The 20,780-nt window shown below is 39.7% G+C and carries 21 protein-coding genes; 11 read left to right on the top strand and 10 right to left on the bottom strand.

The window, feature by feature from the left end; all coding sequences use genetic code 11:
- Positions 1 to 561 precede the first annotated feature (561 nt).
- Both pyrE and rph read right to left on the bottom strand, forming a co-directional pair.
- Positions 562 to 1,206: an orotate phosphoribosyltransferase gene (gene pyrE / locus L1267_RS07110; RefSeq protein ID WP_036973002.1), complete on the bottom strand. Its 645-nt coding sequence runs from the start codon at positions 1,204 to 1,206 to the stop codon at positions 562 to 564.
- A 22-nt stretch (positions 1,207 to 1,228) separates the two neighbouring features.
- Complete coding sequence (gene rph / locus L1267_RS07105) at positions 1,229 to 1,942, bottom strand: ribonuclease PH (RefSeq protein ID WP_138558348.1); 714 nt, start codon at positions 1,940 to 1,942, stop codon at positions 1,229 to 1,231.
- Between the two features lie 179 nt (positions 1,943 to 2,121).
- Here rph and L1267_RS07100 point away from each other — a divergent pair, with 179 nt between their 5' ends.
- A complete protein-coding gene (locus L1267_RS07100; RefSeq protein ID WP_138558347.1) occupies positions 2,122 to 2,982 on the top strand; it encodes a YicC/YloC family endoribonuclease in 861 nt (286 codons plus the stop codon).
- A 76-nt stretch (positions 2,983 to 3,058) separates the two neighbouring features.
- On the opposite strand, the gene rlmB is transcribed toward L1267_RS07100, so the two are convergent.
- The 5 genes from rlmB to L1267_RS07075 all read right to left on the bottom strand — a co-directional run bounded on the left by rlmB (position 3,059) and on the right by L1267_RS07075 (position 8,894).
- The gene (gene rlmB, locus L1267_RS07095) at positions 3,059 to 3,805 is read right to left on the bottom strand and encodes a 23S rRNA (guanosine(2251)-2'-O)-methyltransferase RlmB (protein WP_135923516.1); all 747 of its coding nucleotides are present in this window, start codon (positions 3,803 to 3,805) and stop codon (positions 3,059 to 3,061) included.
- Complete coding sequence (gene rnr / locus L1267_RS07090; protein WP_138556724.1) at positions 3,802 to 6,285, bottom strand: ribonuclease R; 2,484 nt, start codon at positions 6,283 to 6,285, stop codon at positions 3,802 to 3,804. The genes rlmB and rnr overlap by 4 nt, the downstream gene beginning before the upstream one ends.
- 145 nt (positions 6,286 to 6,430) lie before the next feature.
- Entirely contained in the window at positions 6,431 to 7,033 is a 603-nt protein-coding gene (locus tag L1267_RS07085; RefSeq protein ID WP_235382454.1) for a response regulator transcription factor, read from the bottom strand.
- Positions 7,030 to 8,115: a sensor histidine kinase gene (locus L1267_RS07080; RefSeq protein ID WP_199526627.1), complete on the bottom strand. Its 1,086-nt coding sequence runs from the start codon at positions 8,113 to 8,115 to the stop codon at positions 7,030 to 7,032. Before L1267_RS07080 ends, L1267_RS07085 begins: the two co-directional genes overlap by 4 nt.
- Positions 8,116 to 8,189: 74 nt before the next feature.
- A complete protein-coding gene (locus L1267_RS07075) occupies positions 8,190 to 8,894 on the bottom strand; it encodes a tetratricopeptide repeat protein (RefSeq protein WP_171040380.1) in 705 nt (234 codons plus the stop codon).
- Between the two features lie 183 nt (positions 8,895 to 9,077).
- Between L1267_RS07075 and L1267_RS07070 the strand changes: the two genes are divergently transcribed.
- From L1267_RS07070 to queG, 5 genes are all read left to right on the top strand, one after another.
- The gene (locus tag L1267_RS07070) at positions 9,078 to 9,986 is read left to right on the top strand and encodes a DUF350 domain-containing protein (RefSeq protein ID WP_235382453.1); all 909 of its coding nucleotides are present in this window, start codon (positions 9,078 to 9,080) and stop codon (positions 9,984 to 9,986) included.
- Between the two features lie 107 nt (positions 9,987 to 10,093).
- The gene (locus L1267_RS07065) at positions 10,094 to 10,960 is read left to right on the top strand and encodes a DMT family transporter (protein ID WP_235382452.1); all 867 of its coding nucleotides are present in this window, start codon (positions 10,094 to 10,096) and stop codon (positions 10,958 to 10,960) included.
- Complete coding sequence (locus L1267_RS07060; RefSeq protein ID WP_135923513.1) at positions 10,957 to 11,655, top strand: glycerophosphodiester phosphodiesterase; 699 nt, start codon at positions 10,957 to 10,959, stop codon at positions 11,653 to 11,655. Before L1267_RS07065 ends, L1267_RS07060 begins: the two co-directional genes overlap by 4 nt.
- A 96-nt stretch (positions 11,656 to 11,751) precedes the next feature.
- Positions 11,752 to 12,957, top strand: a complete 1,206-nt coding sequence (locus tag L1267_RS07055) for a methyl-accepting chemotaxis protein (RefSeq protein WP_235382451.1) — start codon at positions 11,752 to 11,754, stop codon at positions 12,955 to 12,957.
- A gap of 49 nt (positions 12,958 to 13,006) precedes the next feature.
- Entirely contained in the window at positions 13,007 to 14,161 is a 1,155-nt protein-coding gene (queG, locus tag L1267_RS07050) for a tRNA epoxyqueuosine(34) reductase QueG (RefSeq protein WP_421967612.1), read from the top strand.
- Between the two features lies 1 nt (position 14,162).
- Here queG and L1267_RS07045 read toward each other — a convergent pair whose 3' ends face one another.
- The 3 genes from L1267_RS07045 to L1267_RS07035 form a co-directional block, all read right to left on the bottom strand.
- On the bottom strand, positions 14,163 to 15,290 hold the full coding sequence (locus L1267_RS07045; protein ID WP_135923511.1) for a response regulator: 1,128 nt from the start codon (positions 15,288 to 15,290) through the stop codon (positions 14,163 to 14,165).
- A gap of 15 nt (positions 15,291 to 15,305) precedes the next feature.
- Positions 15,306 to 17,258 carry a sensor histidine kinase gene (locus L1267_RS07040; RefSeq protein WP_135926234.1) on the bottom strand — a complete coding sequence of 651 codons (1,953 nt, stop codon included), beginning with the start codon at positions 17,256 to 17,258 and terminating at the stop codon, positions 15,306 to 15,308.
- Between the two features lie 144 nt (positions 17,259 to 17,402).
- Positions 17,403 to 17,894 carry a GNAT family N-acetyltransferase gene (locus L1267_RS07035; protein ID WP_135923510.1) on the bottom strand — a complete coding sequence of 164 codons (492 nt, stop codon included), beginning with the start codon at positions 17,892 to 17,894 and terminating at the stop codon, positions 17,403 to 17,405.
- A 75-nt stretch (positions 17,895 to 17,969) separates the two neighbouring features.
- Here L1267_RS07035 and L1267_RS07030 point away from each other — a divergent pair, with 75 nt between their 5' ends.
- From L1267_RS07030 to L1267_RS07010, 5 genes are all read left to right on the top strand, one after another.
- Positions 17,970 to 18,545 (top strand): glutathione peroxidase, encoded by a 576-nt coding sequence (locus tag L1267_RS07030; protein ID WP_235382450.1) that lies wholly within the window; start codon positions 17,970 to 17,972, stop codon positions 18,543 to 18,545.
- A gap of 73 nt (positions 18,546 to 18,618) precedes the next feature.
- Positions 18,619 to 18,900, top strand: coding sequence for a peptidylprolyl isomerase (locus L1267_RS07025; protein ID WP_054552716.1), 282 nt, complete (start codon positions 18,619 to 18,621; stop codon positions 18,898 to 18,900).
- Between the two features lie 60 nt (positions 18,901 to 18,960).
- Positions 18,961 to 19,539: a glutathione S-transferase family protein gene (locus L1267_RS07020; protein WP_135923508.1), complete on the top strand. Its 579-nt coding sequence runs from the start codon at positions 18,961 to 18,963 to the stop codon at positions 19,537 to 19,539.
- A gap of 17 nt (positions 19,540 to 19,556) precedes the next feature.
- Complete coding sequence (locus L1267_RS07015) at positions 19,557 to 19,907, top strand: DUF2750 domain-containing protein (RefSeq protein WP_054552718.1); 351 nt, start codon at positions 19,557 to 19,559, stop codon at positions 19,905 to 19,907.
- 117 nt (positions 19,908 to 20,024) lie between these two features.
- Positions 20,025 to 20,702 (top strand): hypothetical protein, encoded by a 678-nt coding sequence (locus L1267_RS07010; RefSeq protein WP_135923507.1) that lies wholly within the window; start codon positions 20,025 to 20,027, stop codon positions 20,700 to 20,702.
- Positions 20,703 to 20,780 lie beyond the last annotated feature (78 nt).

The following is a 20,780-nucleotide window of genomic DNA, read 5'->3' as shown; positions in this document are numbered from 1 at the left end:
TTTTTGAAACCGAAGTTTCGTGCTCAATGAATTCTGTATAAATTGACTATATAGTCACTCATAAGAAATTGAGACTCTAAATTTGTTTGCGTCATCTAGCGAACTAGAATCTGCTGTTAGAACTCAACCTGTACGAGTGCCCACACAGATGATTGCTTTATATTGTTAAAGAACGTTTTGAGATACTTTTGCGTCTCAAGGGCAGTGCATTCTACGCAAGCCGTTATTTTTGTCAACACTTAATTTTGAGAAAAGTTTATTTTTTCAAAACTCAGTCTTACTTGACTCAACCAACTCGTCGTTTCGCTTGTTTGTAAGCAGTCCGCCGTGTCGGTGGATGCGCATTATAGGGATGCAGCGAATTAACGCAAGCACTTTTTTGAGAAAACTTAAAAAAAACTACCTTTTGCATCCTTTTTAGTCTAAACAGTACAAAAGAGAAACTTTATTAACGCTTTAGTAACTTTTTAGCTGTATTTAAGGCTATAAAAGCACAACGCTCTAAAAACAAAAAAGCCCAGCAACATAGCTGGGCTTTTAAAAAATTCGTGTTTTTAGTTGTTATGCAATGCCGTATTGATCACGGTATGCTTTTACAGCCGCTAAATGCTCATCCATTGTACCTTTCGCTTCTAGGTAACTAATTAAGTCAGCTAGTTTTACAATCGAGATAACTTTAGTGCCAAAGTCACGCTCGACTTCTTGAATAGCCGATAACTCAGCTTTGCCTTTCTCTTGGCGGTCAAGAGCAATTAAAACGCCACTTAAGTCTGCACCATTATCTGCAATGATTTCCATCGATTCACGAATCGCTGTACCCGCAGTGATCACGTCATCGACTAACATGATCTTACCTTTGAGTTCAGAACCTACTAATGTACCACCTTCACCGTGTGCTTTTTTCTCTTTACGGTTAAAACAGTAAGGCACATCTTTGTCGTGGTGATCAGCTAAAGCAACCGCAGTAGTCGTTGCAATTGGAATACCTTTATAAGCAGGGCCAAATAATACATCGTATTCAATGCCAGCATCTTCAAGTGCAGCTGCATAAAAGCGGCCTAAACGTGCAAGGTCACGACCAGTATTAAATAAACCAGCGTTAAAGAAGTAAGGGCTAGTACGGCCAGACTTTAAAGTAAACTCACCAAATTTAAGCACCTGCTTTTCAAGTGCGAATTCAATAAACTCTTTTTGATAATCTTTCATAACTAATAAACCTACTTCTTTATTAAGCTAATGCTTGCTTTTGAACGTCGATAATTTCACGAATTGAGTGCTTAGCTAATGTAAGTAGCTCATCTAGTTCGTCGAATGAGAAAGGTTCGCCTTCAGCTGTACCTTGGATTTCGATGATTTTGCCCGTTTCCGTCAAAATCACGTTCATATCTGTTTCAGCTTCAGAGTCTTCTAGGTACTCAAGATCTGTGATTGGTTGACCTTTATATACACCGACTGAAATTGCAGCAATCATATGCTTAAGTGGGTTTGAATTGATCATACCTTTACTACGCATGTAAGTGAGTGCATCAACTAACGCAACGCACGCACCACTAATAGATGCTGTACGTGTACCGCCATCAGCTTGAATAACATCACAATCGATAGTAATGGTGTTTTCACCTAATGCTTTTAAATCAACTGCAGCACGAAGTGCACGTGCAATTAAGCGTTGAATTTCCATTGTACGACCGCCCTGCTTACCGCGCGACGCTTCACGACCATTACGAGTATGTGTTGAACGAGGTAACATACCGTATTCAGCCGTAACCCAACCTTTACCTTGGCCTTTCATAAAGCGTGGTACACCAGCTTCAACAGTTGCTGTACACAAAACTTTAGTGTTTCCAAACTCTACTAATACTGAGCCTTCAGCATGCATAGTGTAATTACGTATAAATGTAACCGGTCTAATTTGATTAGGTGTTCTTTCGCTTGGACGCATTAACGATCCCCTTAATTCTGAATTTGCCACATTATAAGTCGATGTGGTGGCAGATGCCATGTGATTTACATAATTAACTGTATCTGAAAAGCCGATTTCAGAAAATTTACGCTAGAGGTTAAAAGCTGATACGGTATAATCAAGCAACTTTGAATATAAATAACACTAGGAAATTATCCATGATCCACAGCATGACAGCTTATGCGCGTCGCGAAATTAAAGGCGAATGGGGCACTGGCACTTGGGAAATTCGTTCAGTTAACCAACGTTACCTTGAGACTTTTATCCGCGCACCTGAGCAATTTCGTGGCATGGAACCTGTTATTCGTGAGCGTTTACGTAAACACTTACAACGCGGTAAAGTTGAAGTTTTCTTAAAGTTTGCTGCAAATCCAGCTCATGTTGGTGAGTTAACGATTAACGAATCACTGGCTGAGCAGCTAATTAAAAGCGCACAATGGGTGCAACAACAGAGTAATGGTGACATTAATCCTGTTGATATTTTGCGTTGGCCTGGCGTTATGGAAGCCGAAGAGCTCGATATGGATAGCGTTAATACAGCGCTGATTGCAGGTTTTGACAAAGTAATTGAAGACTTCAAACAAGCTCGCGGTGATGAAGGTGCAAACCTACAAGAAATGATCACCACTCGCCTTGATGCAATTTTAGAGCAAGTTGCCATTGTTGAGGGCCACTTACCAGAAATCGCTAAATGGCAACGTGAAAAGCTAAATCAAAAACTTGAAGAACTGAAAACAGACATTGATGAATCACGTCTTGAGCAAGAACTTATTTACCTAGCGCAAAAGCAAGATGTAGCTGAAGAGCTAGATCGCTTAAAGTCGCATGTTAAAGAAACAAAGAAAATTATAGTCAAAGGTGGTGCATGTGGCCGACGCTTAGATTTTATGATGCAAGAGTTTAACCGAGAAGCAAACACATTAGCATCGAAGTCTATCAACAGTGACATCACCAATGCAGCAGTAGAATTAAAAGTGCTAATTGAGCAAATGCGCGAACAAATTCAAAATATCGAATAAGGTTTATTTGCTCTAGACCATTAAAAAGCCAGTGAATATTCACTGGCTTTTTAATGCATAAATTAACGACCTGACATTAAAGTTGCGTCGCATTTCTTTGACGAAGTACTTCAAATAAGCAAATACCCGTGGCAACAGATACATTTAAGCTCGATACCGTCCCTGCCATTGGAATTTTTACTAGTAAATCACAATGTTCTCGGGTAAGGCGACGCATTCCGTCACCTTCAGCTCCCATTACTACAGCCATTGGCCCAGTGAGGTTTGCATCGAATAACTCAGTGTCGGTTTCACCAGCAGTACCAACGACCCAAACACCAGCGTCTTTAATTTCACGTAAAGTACGCGCTAAGTTTGTCACTTGCACAAGTGGCACTGTTTCAGCAGCACCACACGCTACTTTGCGCGCGGTACCATTTAATTTAGCTGATTTATCTTTAGGAACAATAATAGCGTGTACACCGGCAGCATCAGCGCTTCGTAGGCACGCACCTAAATTATGTGGATCCGTTATGCCGTCTAGCACCAATAAGAAAGGGGTTTCTTCGCGGGCTATAATTTCGTCAAGGTCTTTTTCACTATACATACGTGCAGCTTTAACATTGGCAATAATGCCTTGGTGTTGCTCACCGTTTGCTTTATTGTCTAGCGCTTTACGTTGCATAAACTGAACAGAAATACCGAATTTACGTGCTTGGTCAATAACCGGATTTAAACGTTTATCTTCACGCCCTTTTAAAGCATAAATTTCTAAAAAGCGCTCCGGCTCTTTTTCTAAAATTGCTTCAACTGAGTGAAAACCAAAAATTAATTCATTACTCACGTATTGTTTGCTCCTCGGCTACTTTGTTTGCGGGCATTCTTGCCCGGCCTTTTTGCCTTTTTAGTGGCTTTTTTCTTACTCTTCTTTTTACTGGCTTTTACAGCATCAGCCTGTTTGCCGCTGGGCTTTTTGCGCCCTTTAGCATGAGAAGACTTACCACGTTTTTCATTATCTTTGTCACCTGACTTTGCTTCAAAGCGATTTGATTCACCTTTTTTACCGGGAATTTTACCAGCTTTAAGCTGCGCGCGAACGCTTGGTTTTGCAGGTTCACCGCGACCACGACGACGAGCGTAACGATCTTGTGGTGCTTCACCCGCTAATACTAAGTTTATACGGCGCTCGTCAAGACTTACAGATGACACCTGAACCGTCACTTTATCGCCTAAACGATACACTGTGTGAGTTTGCTCACCAATCAAGCAATGCTTAGCGCCATCATAATGGAAGTATTCGTTGCCTAAGTTGGTCACATGGATCATGCCATCGATTTGTAAATCGTCTAAGCGTACAAATAAACCAAAGTTAGTCACCGATGAGATCACCCCACCAAATTCGTCACCAACATGATCTTGCATAAATTCACATTTAAGCCAATCTGCCACTTCGCGAGTCGCATCATCGGCACGGCGTTCAGTGGTTGAACACTGCTCACCTAAAATATCTACTTCGTCATCAGTGTAAGCGTATTCACCCGAAGTTTGCTGGCCTTGCGCTTTAAGCACCGCTTTAATAGCACGGTGCACGACTAAATCTGGATAACGACGAATTGGCGATGTAAAGTGCGCATAAGCTGGTAAGGCTAACCCAAAATGGCCAATGTTATCAGGCTGATAAACAGCTTGCTTCATCGAGCGTAGCAGCATAGTTTGAATAAGTTCTGCTTCTGGGCGGTCGCCTAATTTAGCTAACACTTGAGTGATTTCTTTTGGTGTTGGCTCATCAGAAATCGCCGCTTCGATGCCAAGCTCTGATAAAAAGTTTCGGAAAAAACCTAACTTTTCAGCATCAGGCTCATCATGCACGCGATAAAGCGCACTTGCTTCGTGTTTTTCTAATAAGCGGGCTGCTGATACGTTCGCTAGAATCATACACTCTTCGATAAGTTTGTGTGCATCATTGCGAACCACAGGAACGATTGATTCAATCTTGCGATGCGCATTAAACACAAAGCGCGTTTCTAGGGTTTCAAACTCAATCGCACCGCGTTCTTGGCGAGCAGCTTTAAGTGCCATGTACATTTGCTGTAAGTCAGTTAAATGTGGCACCATCTTGGCGTACTCTTCACGCAGCTTTTCATCGCCTTGTAAAATCGCATTCACTTTAGTGTAGGTAAAACGAGCGTGCGAATTCATTACCGCTTCGTAAAATTTATACCCTGATAACTTGCCTGCATCAGACACTGTCATTTCTGCGACCATACATAAACGGTCAACTTCTGGGTTTAATGAACATAGGCCATTCGATAGCACTTTTGGTAGCATCGGAATAACTTGCTCAGGAAAATACACTGAGTTACCGCGCTCAATTGCCTCTTTATTCAGTGGCGTGTTCATACCAACGTAGTGCGACACATCGGCAATTGCCACCCATAAGCGCCAACCGCCAGAGGGTTTACGCTCGCAATAAACCGCATCGTCAAAGTCACGGGCATCTTCGCCATCAATAGTAACGAGTGGTAAATCACGTAAATCAACTCGACCTTGTTTAGCTTGCTCATCAACAAACTCACCTAAATGAGCAACTTGTTTTTCAACCGCTTCAGGCCATACATGAGGGATATCGTGATTGCGTAGTGCAACTTCAATTTCCATACCGGGAGCTAAATGCTCACCAAGTACTTCTGTCACTTTACCCACAGCATTCATATGTCGACTAGGGTTTTGCGTAATTTGCACCTGTACCATTTGATTATGACGTGCGCCATTTTCACTACCCGGCAGTATCATAATGTCTTGCGTAATACGCGGGTCTTCCGCTACCACAACGGCAATTCCGTGCTCAACAAAATAGCGGCCAACAATTGGCGCGCGTTCATTGGTAAGCACTTTAATGATGCGTGCTTCGCATTTGCCACTTGAACCTTTGCGGTTACCTTTAGCAAGCACAATGTCACCGTGCAACACCATATTCATTTGGTGTTTCGCGATAAACCAATCTTTACTCTCGCCTTCAACTTCTAAAAAGCCGAATCCGTCACGGTGACCTATGACTTTACCTTTTACCAAGCCTGATTCATCTATCAATGCATAGCATTTAAATTTATTGAAATACAATTGACCATCGCGCTCCATTGCACGCAAGCGACGTTTGAACGCTATTTGACGTTCAGTATCATTCACGTGTAATTCGTCACAAAGTTGTGTGAAATTAGCTGGTTTTGCGCGTGATTCTAAGTGAGCAAGTATGAACTCACGGCTAGGGACTGGGTTTTCGTACTTTTCTTGTTCTCGACTGAGATTTGGATCCTGTTTTGACATTCACTATCTTGTTAGTTGGTTATGTGGTTATTTTAACCCATATCCTAACAATGAGACAGGCAAAAGCTATTAAACTTTTAAGAAATTGATTAAACCAGTTTTCGCACTCAAATTGTTCAATAATTTAATAGCAAAATTAAGGACCTTATAACCACCCTTTTTGTCTTGCTATGCGAGCAGCATCTACTCGGTTTACCGCATTTAGTTTACTCATTGCTTCTGAAAGATAATTTCTAACCGTCCCTTCTGATAAAAACAATGTTTTTGCAATATCTTGAGTTTTTAAGCCATCACCGGCTAATTTTAATGCTTTGCGTTCTTTATTAGTCAATGGATCAGTGTCAGATAATGCAAGTAAAGCAAGTTCGGGATCAATGACTCTTCGGCCTTGATTGACTGATTTTATTGCATTAATTAAATGCTCTGATGGCGCTTCCTTTAAAATAAAGGCGCGAACATCTGCTTTCATAGCACGTTTTATGTAACCTGCCTTTGAAAATGTAGTTATTATCATGGTTTTAATATCAGAATGGCGCTTACTCAGTATTTCTACCAATTCGATGCCTGACATATTGGGCATTTCAGTATCTGATAACACCATATCAATCTTATTTTGTTCAATAAATTTAAGTGCAGCTTTGCCATCCTCTGCTTGCCCAACGACATTAATAAATGGATCAAGTCCAACAAGCGCACTAATTGCTTCCCTAACCATTTGCTGATCTTCAACAATGAGTAAATTAATCATGATAAATTCGCTTGAAAATTCATAGTCAGGTTAAACCCTTTTTTATTTTCCACAATAAGCTCTCCGCCAAGTGCTTCAGTACGCTGCTTAATGCCATTAATGCCATTGCCACTTTTAAATGTGGTTACTATACCGTTATCCTTAATTGATATTAGTTCCTTACTAATATCAATTAAAACTTCATTCCCTTTACTATGCCTTAAAATATTAGTGCAAGCCTCAGTAACAATAAGCGATACGGTTTTTTGTGTTGCTGTAGATAAGTTTGTTAATTCATTGTTTACTATTACATTAAAGCCATTTTGTGTTAGCTCTTCTTGCAAAAACTCTAACTGTTTAGTGAGGTTAAACTGTTTCATATTTGTTACTGCTTTACGAATATCACTGAGTAAATCTCGGCTAATGGCCGCCACTTGCTTTATTTCACTCTGTGCTTGCTCAACGTTATCATTAACAATTAACTTTTCGGCTAGTTCTGCTTTTAGAGCAATCGACGATAGACTGTGACCAGCTAAATCATGAAGGTCTCGTGCAATGCGTTCACGTTCAGCAATCATTGCCAACTGTTCTATTTGATGTTGACTTTTTTGTTCACTTAACTGATGTATTCGTTCACGCCTCTCAGCACGTCCCATAAAATAAAGTGCAATGCTGATGATGAGTGCTGGCGCAATAAAATATGGATTATTCAAATCAAATAAATACACCGCGAGAAAAATACTTAAAGCAACAGCAACTAGCCCTAAAACGCCTTTTTTTTGTCTAAAGTTGAACCCAAAAAAATAGCAAGCAAAGCCAAATAAAGTTTGTGTTCCAAGAGTTAAATATGTACCAAAAGTTGCGATAATAACAATTATAGACACTGGAATGAGTGCATCTTCACCTTTTGCGTTAGCAGCTTTAACATAGTAAAAAATAAAAGTTATATATATCATAACTATAATAAAAATATCTAAAGCTGCGAATTGCTCAAAACTTAGAATCAACGGTAAAAAATAAAAACTTGAAAAAACAAGTGGACCCCAGACCCAGTAAGGCTTTTTTTCAATTGCTAAGCTTTGTCTAAAACTATCGCTTTTCATTTATGCTCAATCCCATTTTTTGGCTTTTTTAAATCTTATCTAAACTTGGGCAGCATATGGCTGCCCACGATTAGTTACTGCTTATTGTTATTTATCAAAACTTTAGGCCATGTATAGTTTGGTGCAAGGTCAAGTGATGTTTGCCAATCTTGCACTGCTTTTTGCACATCATTTAGTGCTAAATATGTTAACCCACGCCAGACATATGCTTCCGCCTGCCCCCATTTATAACCATCATTATTATCATTTTGATAGTGAATAAGAGACGCATTCAATGAGCTTAGCGCTTGCTGTTTACTTCCACCAAACATGCTAGGTGTGTTTAAAGCAATTATACCTTTAACTAGATGAGCACGAGGATTACTTTTGTCAATTTGCACCGCATTATTTAACGCATTGTTCGATTTTATGCCGTAGTAAAAACCTGTAATAGGTTTAATCGAAATACGATAACCATACACTTGAGCAAGCAATGCGTTTGCCTCACTTTTATCTGCGCCAAGTTTATCGTCTAAAAGCACTGCTTGTGCAATATCAAGTAAGGCAAGCGCTTTTTCAGTTTCACCCATGATATTATGTGCAATAGCAAGGCGATAATTCACAAGCGCTGCATCATACCCTGCTGCATTTTTTGCTATTTCGGTAAGTTCTGACAAGTTATGCTGTTGAGATGCAAGTTCAATACTATCTATAGTACTTTGTTCAGCAAATACGTAATTTGTGTTAAATGTAATTGCCGCAGCGAATAACGAGTAAATATTTTTAGTAATTAGATTCATAGCTATACCCTTTATATTAATGAATGACAAACCGGCATGTATCGGTACAGGTATAGTGTTACTTAAAAAAGAATGAGTGTTTAACGACATTTGTAAGCAATACATCATGACAATTGTCATAAAAAAGCGATGAAACTTTTAAGAAATTGATTAATTCTGCCAAAAATGAAGCGTTGATATTCTTTGCAACAAACACTCTGTGTTAATATTTTCGAAAAAGAACAACAAAATAACCCAACCGTTATGGATATTAACTTAACTCACTATCTTTCAAGCATGGCTTACAATAGCGCCTACATAGCTCTATTCATTGCAATTATAGCCGTTGCAAAACTGTCGTATAACTTAGCAACTCCTTATAACACCACCAGTCAATTAACCGATAATGCAAATAGCGCTCTGGGTCTTTCAATTGGAGGGTATTTGGGAGCAATCACTATTATCTATGGTTTTGTTTTAACAGGCCCAAGTAAAGGCTTAATTACCGATTTAATAAATGTTTCGCTCTACAGTTTACTAGGAATGGTGTTGTTAACATGTTCACGTATTTTAAATGACAAATTATTACTTCGTTTATTTTGCAACCAAGAGCAACTAATAAATCAACAAAATGAAGCAGTTGGCTTGGTTCAAGCCGCTAATTACATGGCTGCAGCCTTGATCATTGGAGGCGCTTTAACGGGAGAAGGTACTTGGTTATCAGCAATAGTGTTCTACTTGCTAGGTCAACTTATGCTAATTATTTTCGCTAAAGGCTATGATCACCTCACAGCTTTTAATTTGAATGAGCAACTAGAAAAAGGTAATAAAGCTGTTGCGCTGAGCTTTTCGGGCACCATGTTGGCATTGGCTATTATTTTATGTCATGCGCTTATTGGTGGCTTTCACTCTTGGCAGCAAAGCTTAAGTTTATTCTTTATTGACGCATTATTTGGCTTTTTAATTTTACCGGTTGTTCGTTACTTAGTTGATAAAATTATTTTCAGTAAAATTTCGATTGATCAAGCAATGCAGGATAAAAACACAGCAGTCGCTGTAATAGAAAGCAGCATTGCTATTTGTGTTGCCGTTATTATTACTATCGCTATTTAAGCTTGTAATTTTGGAATTAAACGAATGGATTAGCCTATTTGGGGAGTTTACAAAGTAAAGGATTACCGTTACAAAGAGAGTTAATAACAACAATAATAGGGTCAGTAATGCAGGCACACAAACAAAGCCTAATATACTTGCACATTGCAGTACTGCTATTTGGTGGAACGGCATTATTTGCAAAGTTAGTCAGCTTAAGTGCATTAGATATTACCGTTTACCGAACAGCGATTGCAGGCTGTGCATTAGTGATCTTACTCACAATTCAAAAGAAAGCCATCAAGCTCCGCTCTGGTCGTGATTACCTCATCGCCTTATTGCTTGGCGTAACGGTTGGGATTCATTGGCTCACCTACTTTGCTGGTATGCAATTGGCTGGTATCGCTGTAGGTATGATTGCCTTTTTTACCTACCCTGTTATCACAGTGTTTTTAGAACCTTTTTTTCATGGTAACAAACCACAACTGAAAGATATTTTTAGTGCTTTGGTTGTAATGGCTGGCATTTACTTGCTCATTCCTGATGCTAGTTTAGGCAATGATGTAACTATGGGCATTGTCATTGGCATTTTATCGGCGTTATTTTTTGCTTTTAGGAATATTGTTCACAAGCGTTACTTTAGCCAATATGGCGGTCCTCAAACCATGCTTTATCAAACCTGGATTGCCAGTATCATGCTCTGTGCCTTTGTTGAAGTGCCGCCATTACAAGTTGATACAATTAATTGGCTGCTATTAATTACCGTTGGGGTTATTTTTACAGCAGCGCCCCACTCATTGTTTGCGGCAAGTCTGCAAAACTTATCGGCTTCAACGGCTGGTTTAATATCTTGTTTGCAACCTTTGTATGGCACGTTTTTCGCTTTTTTAATTTTGCATGAGCAACCTTCAATTAGCACCCTATTGGGCGGTGCATTAGTGATAAGCGCCGCTTTTTATGAAACATGGTCAGTGACTCGGAAACATAAGCAATGATAAAAGTATTCGCTCACAGAGGTGCCAGCGGTACCTACCCAGAAAATACCAAGAGCGCCATTCTCGCCGCCGTAGATTTGGCAGTAGATGGTATCGAAATTGATGTACAAAGCTGCCTTGATGACTACATGATTATTCATGACACCTGGCTTGATCGCACAACCTCAGGTCGCGGTAAAGTGAATGCTTGCTCAAAAGAGCAAATTCAACAGTACGATGCGGGTAATGGCGAAGTAGTGCCGACTTTACAGCAAGCTATTGATTGGGTCGATGATAAAACTTTGCTCAATTTAGAGCTAAAGCACACCTTTTCATTAGACAAGTTTGTTGAGCTTATTGAGTCAAATGTCAGTACCGGGAAAATTTCTAGAGATAACCTTTTAGTCTCATCATTTGATCATCACCAACTAATGTGGCTTAAACAAAAACTGCCTTGGGTAAAGATTGGTGCTCTCACCGCCTCTATTCCAATTAATTACAGTGAATTTGCGCAAAAACTGCATGCTTATAGCATTCATGTAGATAAAAACTTTATAAACCATGAGTTTGTTGCGGATGCTAAACAACGCGGTCTTCAAGTTTATGCCTATACGGTCGATAAGGTAGAAGATATAGAGCTTATGCTAGAGTATGGCGTAGATGGTATTTTCACTAATTTTCCATGTCATACACAAATGACACTACAGTCACTGTAACTCAACAAAACTAAGCTATACTGTTGAATTATGTGAAAATGAACAATACTAAAATACGCCAAAATGAATCAACACAACACCATATTGAGTAGCTATATGCGCATTTATAATTTTATCGAACAAACTTTCTTTTACACCCTAACACGTAAGATTGTCGGTAATTTAGGTTTTGTGTTTGCGTTTCAAGCGATCACGCTTATTTGGCTTTACAGCAGTCTTTCAGAACAACAAACCAGTATGGGTTTATTTTGGCTGATGACTTTTATCATTTTTGCCAGCTTTATTTTTACTGTGTTTTATATGCGCTTTTTAATTGTTCGCCCGGTGCAGGCAATGCGCGATACATTAGAAAAAATTAATCAACATGATGCCGACTTGTCTGCAAAGTTACCCCACTTTACTTACGATGAATTTCGAGATTTAAGTGAACAATACAACACTTTTACTACCCATTTGAGTCAGTTGTTAGCCACTACATATCAAAGTGCCCAAGCGAGTGCTGATAGTAGCTCAAAAATGACCCAGTCAATGCAGCAAACAGCGCAATTGAGCCACCAGCAAATTGAGTTCAGTCAAACAATTACTGACTCAAGCAATCAAATTACCTCGAGCCTTGAAAATATATCAGCAAATACTGACAGCGTGCATCATGTTAACAGTGAGCACCTGAGTTTTGTACAAAACTCAGCTCATGAACTGTCATCCCTCGTTAAAAAAGTAGCAATGATCAGCCAAATACTCGGTAACTTCTCAGCTACCGTATCAGGGTTGAAAGAGAACAGCGAAAACATTCGCGCTATTTTGAAAATGGTCGAAGAGTTTTCAGATCAAACTAATTTACTTGCTCTCAATGCGGCCATTGAAGCAGCCCGTGCTGGTGAAGCCGGCCGTGGTTTTGCGGTGGTTGCCGATGAAGTAAGAACCCTCTCAGTAAAAGTCAATGATGCAACCCGCCAAATTAGCGATTTCATCAATCAAATGAATAGTCTAGTAAGCGAAACCAATAAAGAATCTGAGCAGCTCATTAGCCACTCAAGTGAAGCCGAAACAGCAATTAGCAACACATCAACTGGATTTAGTAACATGCTCGCTGAATTTGAGCAGAATCAACAGCAACTACAACAAATTGTTAGTGCGGTGCGTTTATTAGAGCAAACTCAAACCCAAACTCATCAAAGTGTTGAGCAAATTGTGGCGTTAGGTGAGCAAGCTAAACAGCAAATAGATGAATCCCTGGCTGATTGTGAGCAATCTCATCTACTCAGCCAACAAACCCTAGAGCAGCTTAAACGCTTTGTATAGTCTCTTTTAGCTGCTGAATGTAGCTAATCTATGATAAAGTAGCCACTTCTTGGCTACTTTTTTATTGACCGTGACAACACCTGCTACTGATTATGAACAACTCGCACTGCAAATAAAGCAATGGGGTAAAGACCTTGGCTTTGCAGAAGTCGGGATCACTGATATTGATCTTACTAAACACGAGGCACAATTACAGCGCTGGTTAGATTTAGGCTATCACGGTGAGATGGAATATATGGCAGCCCATGGAATGAAGCGAGCGCGCCCCGCTGAGCTGGTACCTGGCACGCAGCGAGTCATCTCAGTAAAAATGAACTACCTACCACCTGATGCAAGTTTTGCTAAAAATCTCAAACAGACCGATAAAGCCTATATTAGTCGCTATGCACTAGGTCGTGATTACCATAAGTTAATTCGCAACCGCCTAAAAAAGTTAGGCCAGCAAATTGAACAACATGTTGGCCAGTTAGGCTTTCGTCCATTTGTTGACTCTGCACCTGTACTTGAGCGACAACTGGCCGAAAAAGCAGGCCTAGGCTGGCGTGGAAAGCACAGCTTATTAATCAACAAAGAAGCGGGTTCATGGTTTTTCTTAGGTGAATTGTTTGTTGATATACCGCTGCCTATTGATCAAGAAAATAGCTTTGAAGGCTGTGGTAAATGTGTAGCCTGTATGACCCTTTGCCCTACCGGTGCCATTGTTGAGCCCTATGTTGTTGATGCGCGTAAATGTATCTCTTACCTTACTATTGAATTGCAAGGTGCAATCCCTGAAGAGTATCGCCCACTTTTAGGTAATCGCGTGTATGGCTGTGATGACTGCCAGTTAGTCTGCCCGTGGAATCGTTACGGACAAATAACCGATGAAGCTGACTTTCATCCTAGACAACAGCTTAAAGACCAAGATTTACTGACGCTCTTTGCATGGGATGAAGCGACATTTTTAAAAAATACCGAAGGCAGCCCTATCCGCCGTATTGGTCACGAACGTTGGCAACGAAACCTCGCTGTAGGATTAGGTAATGCCGATTACAACGACAACATCATCCAAGCTTTGAGCGATACGCTTGTTAATGCCAGCCCTTTAGTTGCCGAGCATATCGAATGGGCGCTCGAGCAACAGCAAAACAAGCGACAAATTAAGTTACGTAAAACTGCGCGGCTAATTCGTATTGTTGAAAAAGGATTGCCGCGGGATGCCTAAATTAACGTGTTAATAGTTGCGATAAATCATTTTCGATTTCATGAAACGCTGATTTAACTCCTTTGACAGACTCTTCTCTGGCTACCGAGTTTTGAATCGTTTCATCCACCTTTTGATAAATAAATATCTCTTGGTCTTCATCTAAGCCCATAGTGGGTATTCGCTGCTCAAGATCTTCTTGTAGCTGTTTAAATACTGCCTCATTACTAATTCGGTTGTCATCTAACAGCTTGATTAAACCAGTAAATTTTCTATGTACATTACTCACAGCTTCATTTAGTTGTTGCTGCTGTTTTAATAACTCTTTTTTAGTAATGATCGCCTTTAATTGTTGCTCTGTAACACTCACTAGAAAGCAAATATGGTCGCGAATTCGACCATGTTTATCGGGGTCTTGCTCCGGCATGTTTAAGATAAGCAGACTAATCATGTCGTAATTAACTAAAATGCGGTTTGAAAACTCATGAAGACGCCCTTTTCTTTTTAACATATCGAACAATTCAATGACGATCGGTGAGCACACACCTGTTACAGAAAAATGCTCAACATGCGTACCTAATCTAAATTCGACATTACTTTGTAAATCGAATGACTTTAGGCAGTTTAAAAAGGCTTTTCCTAACTCACGTTCACTCTCAATCGAACCTATATGTTCAATATAATTAACTATTTGCCCCATTTCACTGCTATTAGCCATCGCATTAAACGCAGTTGATGTGGCATCTTCTACTTGCTGCTCTAGAGCCTCTTTTTCAATAAGGACTTGATTCAGGTTCAATAATTTTAATTTTAGCTCTTGATGGCTAAATGGCTTCACAATATAGTCTTCAGCACCAGCGGAATAGCCTTCCATTCGCTCTTCTACAGTGCCTCTTGCCGATACGAACATGACAATAATCTTTTCTGTACTTGGATTCTCTTTTAGTTTGCGACAAACCTCATAACCACTCATTTGAGGCATACTTACGTCAAGCAGAATGACTTGTGGAGCAAATTCTTCAACAACGTTTAAACATTCTGGACCGCTATTTACCATTTTCAGCTCAAAATCGAGATCTTCAAAAATCTCTTCAATGATTTCTAAGTTAAATGGTTCATCATCTACGGCTAAAATTCGCTTCAAGGCCATGTTATTTCTTCCGTTTTATGAATTAAGTGTTATTGGTTTAGTGTCATTCGTTAAGTGTTTTGGTAAATCTATCTGCAGGGGCAACCGAACGATAATTGTCGCACCGCCATGTTCATTATTAAGTGCCTTAATTGTGCCCTGATGCAAAGTGACAAATTCGCGACAAATAGCAAGCCCAAGCCCAGTTCCTCCGGCACCGCTATTAGTTTTACTGCTTTGTTCAAACTTAGCGAATACCTTTTCAAGTTCTTGCTCAGGAATACCTATACCATGGTCAATAACAGCGATTTCGGCCATTTTTTCTTGTGACGACAAACTAATTTCAATCTCACTATTAGGCTCACTAAACTTCAGAGCATTACCTAATAAATTACGCATGATTTGGTTGATCTGCTCTTCATCACAATCAAGGGTAATACCTTGTTCTCCCCCCAATAAACGAATAATAATGTTTCTTTCAAGCGCGGTGCCCGAAACATCATCAATACTGGTTTTTATAATGTTACTGAGGTTGTGCTTTTGCGGATTAAAAGGAAACTTACCGACATCAAGCTTTGACAGATCGAGAAGGTTATTAAGTAAAGATAAAAGCCGCTCTCCGCTTTGCTCTATTCGTGACAAATATTTATTTAATTTATCTTTGCTTAAGTCGTCATTAGCAACTTTTTCTAAGCCAAAACGAGCAAAACTTAAAATAGAATGCATTGGTGTTCTTAATTCGTGAGACATATTCGCTAGAAACTCAGATTTACTGAGGCTTGCTGCTTCTGCTACATTTTTTGCATGCTCTAGTTGTGCCGTACGCGCTTTGACTTCTTCCTCAAGCATATCTTTCGCTTCTAAAAGTAGGTCTTCTTTTTCTTTTAAGTGCGTTACATTTTTAAAGATTACCGCAAGCGCTATTTCACCATGATGGTCTATCTCATTGAACGATCCCACCAAAGGAACTGTGTTACCGTTTTCTTTAAGTAACCTTAAATCACAACTAAACTGACGATTTTTATTTAGCGTCGCTATTTTTTCTTTGATACGTAAAATGGATGTTGCATCAAAAAAATCGAATACTGAACAGTTTTCAAACTCCTTCAAAGGCTTATCGAATAGCTGTTCACATGCATCATTGGTTTCGATTATCTTGCCATGGCGATCAAATAAAATAATGGCATCGGGAGTATGTTTAAAAATAACCCGCAGTAAGCTGTCTTTTTCGATAAGAGCATCAACGGTATTTTGTAATCGCTCAACAAGCTCAGCATTGTGACGCTTTAATAACTCGGTTTGCCAAAGCTTATGCACTGACTGCAATAAGCTATTATCGTCAACAGGCTTGATCAAGACATCCTCAACCCCTTGTCGAATTGCAGCAACCATAGAAACCTGATCCGGTTTTGAGGTATACAATAAACAACGGCTATGCGGTTGTAACGCTTTAAGCTTTATGAATAACTCAAGCCCCGTGCCATCAGCAAACGTAAAATCACTGATTAATAGATCAATATCATGCTCTTTGATAAGTTCTATTGCAGAGGATGAGTTGTCAGCAGTTAACGTCTCGATATGTGCGCCTTTAAGGTTAAGCGCTATTTTTTCTAGACGCTCTGCACAGTGATCAACAAGTAGCACTTTAGGAAGTTGAAGAATATTGTCACTATCGAGCTCAAGCACCTCTTCTAGTAAAGAGCTAATTTCCTTATTGGCAAAAAAAGGATAAATAACGACTGCATTTGGCAGTAATCGATTGACCACGCTAAAGTGCTCAAGCAGATCGCTTCGCTGTGCTTTTGGAGCAAGCAATAAAAAGCGGTCATGTGAAAACCCGCCCATTAATCTTCGAATAACTGTCGTTGGTACACCATGAGAAGCAGCCACAAGATCAAAGTCTTGTTCTACTACTGAATCATCAACCATAGAAAAGTGTAATAGCTCAACCCTGCAGCCGATCAGCTCCAGCAGCACTTTTACTCGCATCGCTAAAACACTATTGCTATCAACAATTAAGATTCTGCGCACAGTAAACCACACCCACTATAAGAATAATTACCTATATTAGCGTAGTCTAAAAACTCGAAGCATCACAAATGACTTTGCACTTTTTATCTGTTTTACCGTATGTTATGCGTCAATATGCTTACCTAAAATGGTTAAGCTATAAGGTTTTCCATCCATAATAGCCACCTCAGGCAATTCTCCCCACACCAAGTAATCAAAGCGCTTGAACAGTTTTATACTCGGCATGTTATGGCTGAAAATGAAAGCTAACAACACCTTAATTCCAAGCGTTTTTGCATGTTGCTCTGAAAATGTAAGCAATTGTTTTCCTAGCCCTTGTCCTTGTGCTCGCTGGGTAATATAAATACTGATTTCAACAGTACCATCATAAGCGGGGCGGCCATAAAAAGATTTATAGCTCATCCATGCAACCACCTTCCCTGCCTGTTCACATACAAAAATAGGTCGTTTTTCTGAGTGGCTATCGAACCATACTTGCCTGTCCGCAACCGTCACCTCTTCGGTATCTGCGGTTACCATACGTCCAGGAATTGTCTCGTTGTAAATCGCGACAATATCAGTTAAATCGTTTTGAGTTGCTGTACGAATCGTCATAAATAGCTGAAATTAAATGATCACTTTTTCGCATATTAGCGTATATTCATCACAAATAACTAGCGGGAAATTAGTATGTATAAATATGCTTTGTTACTTGCAGCAGGTCTAATTACAACAAACCTTGCAGCACAAACCACAGAAGTCACGCCAACAGCAAAATCAACTAGCCAATGCGACGATTTCACCAACGTTACATTACGAAAATTGCGCTCAAAAGAATCAATTAACTTTTGTGAATTTAAAGACAAGCCGCTATTGATCGTCAATACCGCAAGTAATTGTGGTTTTACCGGTCAGTTTGAAGGCTTAGAAGCCATCCATAAGGAATACAAAGACCGCGGGTTAGTTGTATTAGGATTTCCTTCTGATGACTTCTTTCAAGAAGAAGACGATGAAAAAGATACAGCAAAAGTTTGTTTTATTAACTATGGGGTGACTTTTAATATGATGGCTACCAGTGCTGTTCGCGGTAGTGATGCAAACCCTATATTTAAACACTTAAACGAAGTAACCAGCTCACCTAACTGGAACTTTTACAAATACTTAGTGTCTGCAGACCGTAAGACAGTGCAGCGCTTCAACAGTAAAACCAAGCCAGAATCTAAAGAGTTACGTGATGCGATTGAAGCAGAATTAGCTGCAAAATAAATTTAATTTTTCGTTCAGTAAATATTGAACTAAACTAGTAATTTAATACTAAAACACATAGTAGGGAGATGTTATGGCAGTAGCCAGTGCAAGACACATTCTCGTAGACAGTGAAGCTCACTGTTTAGATTTAAAACAGCAAATTGAACAGGGCGCTGATTTTGCAGAACTTGCGCGCGCTCACTCTAATTGCCCATCGGGGCAAGATGGTGGCGCACTAGGTGAGTTTGGTCCAGGCATGATGGTACCTGAGTTTGATAAAGTGGTTTTTTCAGCTCCCATTAACCAAGTACAAGGTCCGGTCCAAACACAGTTCGGTTACCACCTGCTTGAAGTAACAAGCCGTACTGACTGATTTCATACGAATATTTGAAAGCCGCCTAACCAGCGGCTTTTTTTTGCGAAGGATCTCAAAATGCAACTTTTAGGCTCGACCACCTCACCTTTTGTGCGCCGTATTCGTATTTGGGCTGCACTCAATAAGCAAGCTCTTGAATTTATAAACCTAGATATTTTCTCTGAGCAAGACCGTAAAACCATGATTGCTCATAATCCGGCTAGAAAAATTCCTGTGTTAATTGATAAAGGCTTTCATGTTTTTGACTCAAACTCAATTATTCGCTACTTGTTAGAAAATACAGATCAAACATTACTCAGTTGGCAACAAGAAAATTATTTAACCATTATTAATGCTTGCAATGATTCACTCGTAGAAATGTTACTTTGCCAGCGCTCTGGATTTAATACCCACGACGATAAATTGTTTTTTAATTTACAAAACGAACGAATTGCTGAAACATTAGCCTATTTAAATGATCATTTATCTGAGCCAGTATTTAAAAGCTGTGAATACCTCAACATCAGTTTATACTGCTTGCTAGATTGGATCCGCTTTCGTGAATTAACTGATTTTAGTCAACTAACACACTTAGTAGAGTTTTATCATAAATTTGCAGATAACGCGGCGGTACAACAAACAGATCCACGAAAATAAAGATAAGGGTTACGCAAATGAGCGATATCGAAATTGAATCAGAATTAGTTAGCTTTGTTGAAAAAGTTCGCTTGAACGAATCTATGTGGGCACTGGGTGCCGAAGATGGTGGTTTTGTTGTCTGTGAATCAAACCAATTTAGCGACACTGATGTGCTATTACTTTGGGGCACTGAAGACGCAGCAAAAGCACAATGTAAAGACGAGTGGCAAGACTATACGCCAGTCGAAATTGGCCTAGATGAATTTTTGGACGAATGGGTTGAAGACCTAAACGAAGATGATGCGCTAGTTGGTTTAAACTGGAACGATGATCAAGTATGCGTTGAAATCGAACCTGTTGGTCTAGCTAAAGCACTTTGCGATTAACTCCAATCCTTGAGCTTACAACGACACGGCTACTTTTATGGCTGTGTCGTTAAGCTGGAAACTTGATACTTATCAGGTATACTCTTCTGGACACATCTTTATTATCAAGGTTTTAGGTTGAAGTCCCATCTTGGTCGTAGGCCCTTTTCGGCCATGGAATTACATACCCTGTATAATGGTTACATCTATGGTGATCAGCGTTTAGTTCGTGAACAAGCTAAGCATTGGCATTTTTGGCTACCTTTATTTGCTTATTACACCGGTGCCTACAGTGATGAAATTGGCCATTTAACTCTTGATAATATAGTGACCCTTGATGGCATTCGCTGCTTTGACTTTCATACTCATGGCAAGATCAAGCCCCGCTATGTGCCTATTCATAATGCATTACTCGATGCAGGACTTGATCAGTACTTAGACTTTTTAAACGAGCAAAACCAGCAACGACTAATGTTTGATTTACCCGCTAAATCAGGTCGCTATAGCGAAAAAGTACGTATTTGGTTTTCTGGCGAAGGTGAGCGAGCTGGTTATTTACAAAAATGCGCGATTCCAAATGTTGATCAACAAGGTATGAAAACCGCAATTAGCAGCTTACGGCTTAACTTCGAACAACAAGTGCGAATTCATGCCCTGCAAGCAAACAGCAAAGATGCTTTTAACTACTTACTTGGTTTTAAAGATTTCAACGAGCAACGCTTTACTGATATGCCGTTATTAAATGCCGTGTTACAAAACGTCCGACAAATAAACCCGCAACTGCATTGGCAACGTTTCATCGACCGCCATAATTAACTGACAAACTTTGTTACTAACTATTTATTACTGTTCAAATTAAAACCTGATAGCATGGTGATTCGCCCCTCATAGCAG

This window comes from Pseudoalteromonas sp. OFAV1, assembly GCF_021532595.1.
GTDB lineage: Bacteria > Pseudomonadota > Gammaproteobacteria > Enterobacterales > Alteromonadaceae > Pseudoalteromonas > Pseudoalteromonas lipolytica_C.
The sequence above is the reverse complement of the archived record's forward strand: the minus strand, read 5'-3'. Positions and strand labels throughout refer to the sequence as shown.

Coding starts and splice junctions, on each gene's coding strand:
- L1267_RS07015 (WP_054552718.1), top strand. CDS start 19,557: ATGAGCGATATCGAAATTGAATCAGAATTAGTTAGCTTTGTTGAAAAA.
- L1267_RS07080 (WP_199526627.1), bottom strand. CDS start 8,115: ATGAAAAGCGATAGTTTTAGACAAAGCTTAGCAATTGAAAAAAAGCCT.
- L1267_RS07020 (WP_135923508.1), top strand. CDS start 18,961: ATGCAACTTTTAGGCTCGACCACCTCACCTTTTGTGCGCCGTATTCGT.
- L1267_RS07045 (WP_135923511.1), bottom strand. CDS start 15,290: ATGGCCTTGAAGCGAATTTTAGCCGTAGATGATGAACCATTTAACTTA.
- L1267_RS07060 (WP_135923513.1), top strand. CDS start 10,957: ATGATAAAAGTATTCGCTCACAGAGGTGCCAGCGGTACCTACCCAGAA.
- L1267_RS07100 (WP_138558347.1), top strand. CDS start 2,122: ATGATCCACAGCATGACAGCTTATGCGCGTCGCGAAATTAAAGGCGAA.
- L1267_RS07055 (WP_235382451.1), top strand. CDS start 11,752: ATGCGCATTTATAATTTTATCGAACAAACTTTCTTTTACACCCTAACA.
- L1267_RS07040 (WP_135926234.1), bottom strand. CDS start 17,258: ATGCGAGTAAAAGTGCTGCTGGAGCTGATCGGCTGCAGGGTTGAGCTA.
- L1267_RS07065 (WP_235382452.1), top strand. CDS start 10,094: ATGCAGGCACACAAACAAAGCCTAATATACTTGCACATTGCAGTACTG.
- L1267_RS07075 (WP_171040380.1), bottom strand. CDS start 8,894: ATGAATCTAATTACTAAAAATATTTACTCGTTATTCGCTGCGGCAATT.
- rnr (WP_138556724.1), bottom strand. CDS start 6,285: ATGTCAAAACAGGATCCAAATCTCAGTCGAGAACAAGAAAAGTACGAA.
- L1267_RS07030 (WP_235382450.1), top strand. CDS start 17,970: ATGTATAAATATGCTTTGTTACTTGCAGCAGGTCTAATTACAACAAAC.
- L1267_RS07035 (WP_135923510.1), bottom strand. CDS start 17,894: ATGACGATTCGTACAGCAACTCAAAACGATTTAACTGATATTGTCGCG.
- rph (WP_138558348.1), bottom strand. CDS start 1,942: ATGCGTCCAAGCGAAAGAACACCTAATCAAATTAGACCGGTTACATTT.
- L1267_RS07085 (WP_235382454.1), bottom strand. CDS start 7,033: ATGATTAATTTACTCATTGTTGAAGATCAGCAAATGGTTAGGGAAGCA.
- pyrE (WP_036973002.1), bottom strand. CDS start 1,206: ATGAAAGATTATCAAAAAGAGTTTATTGAATTCGCACTTGAAAAGCAG.
- L1267_RS07025 (WP_054552716.1), top strand. CDS start 18,619: ATGGCAGTAGCCAGTGCAAGACACATTCTCGTAGACAGTGAAGCTCAC.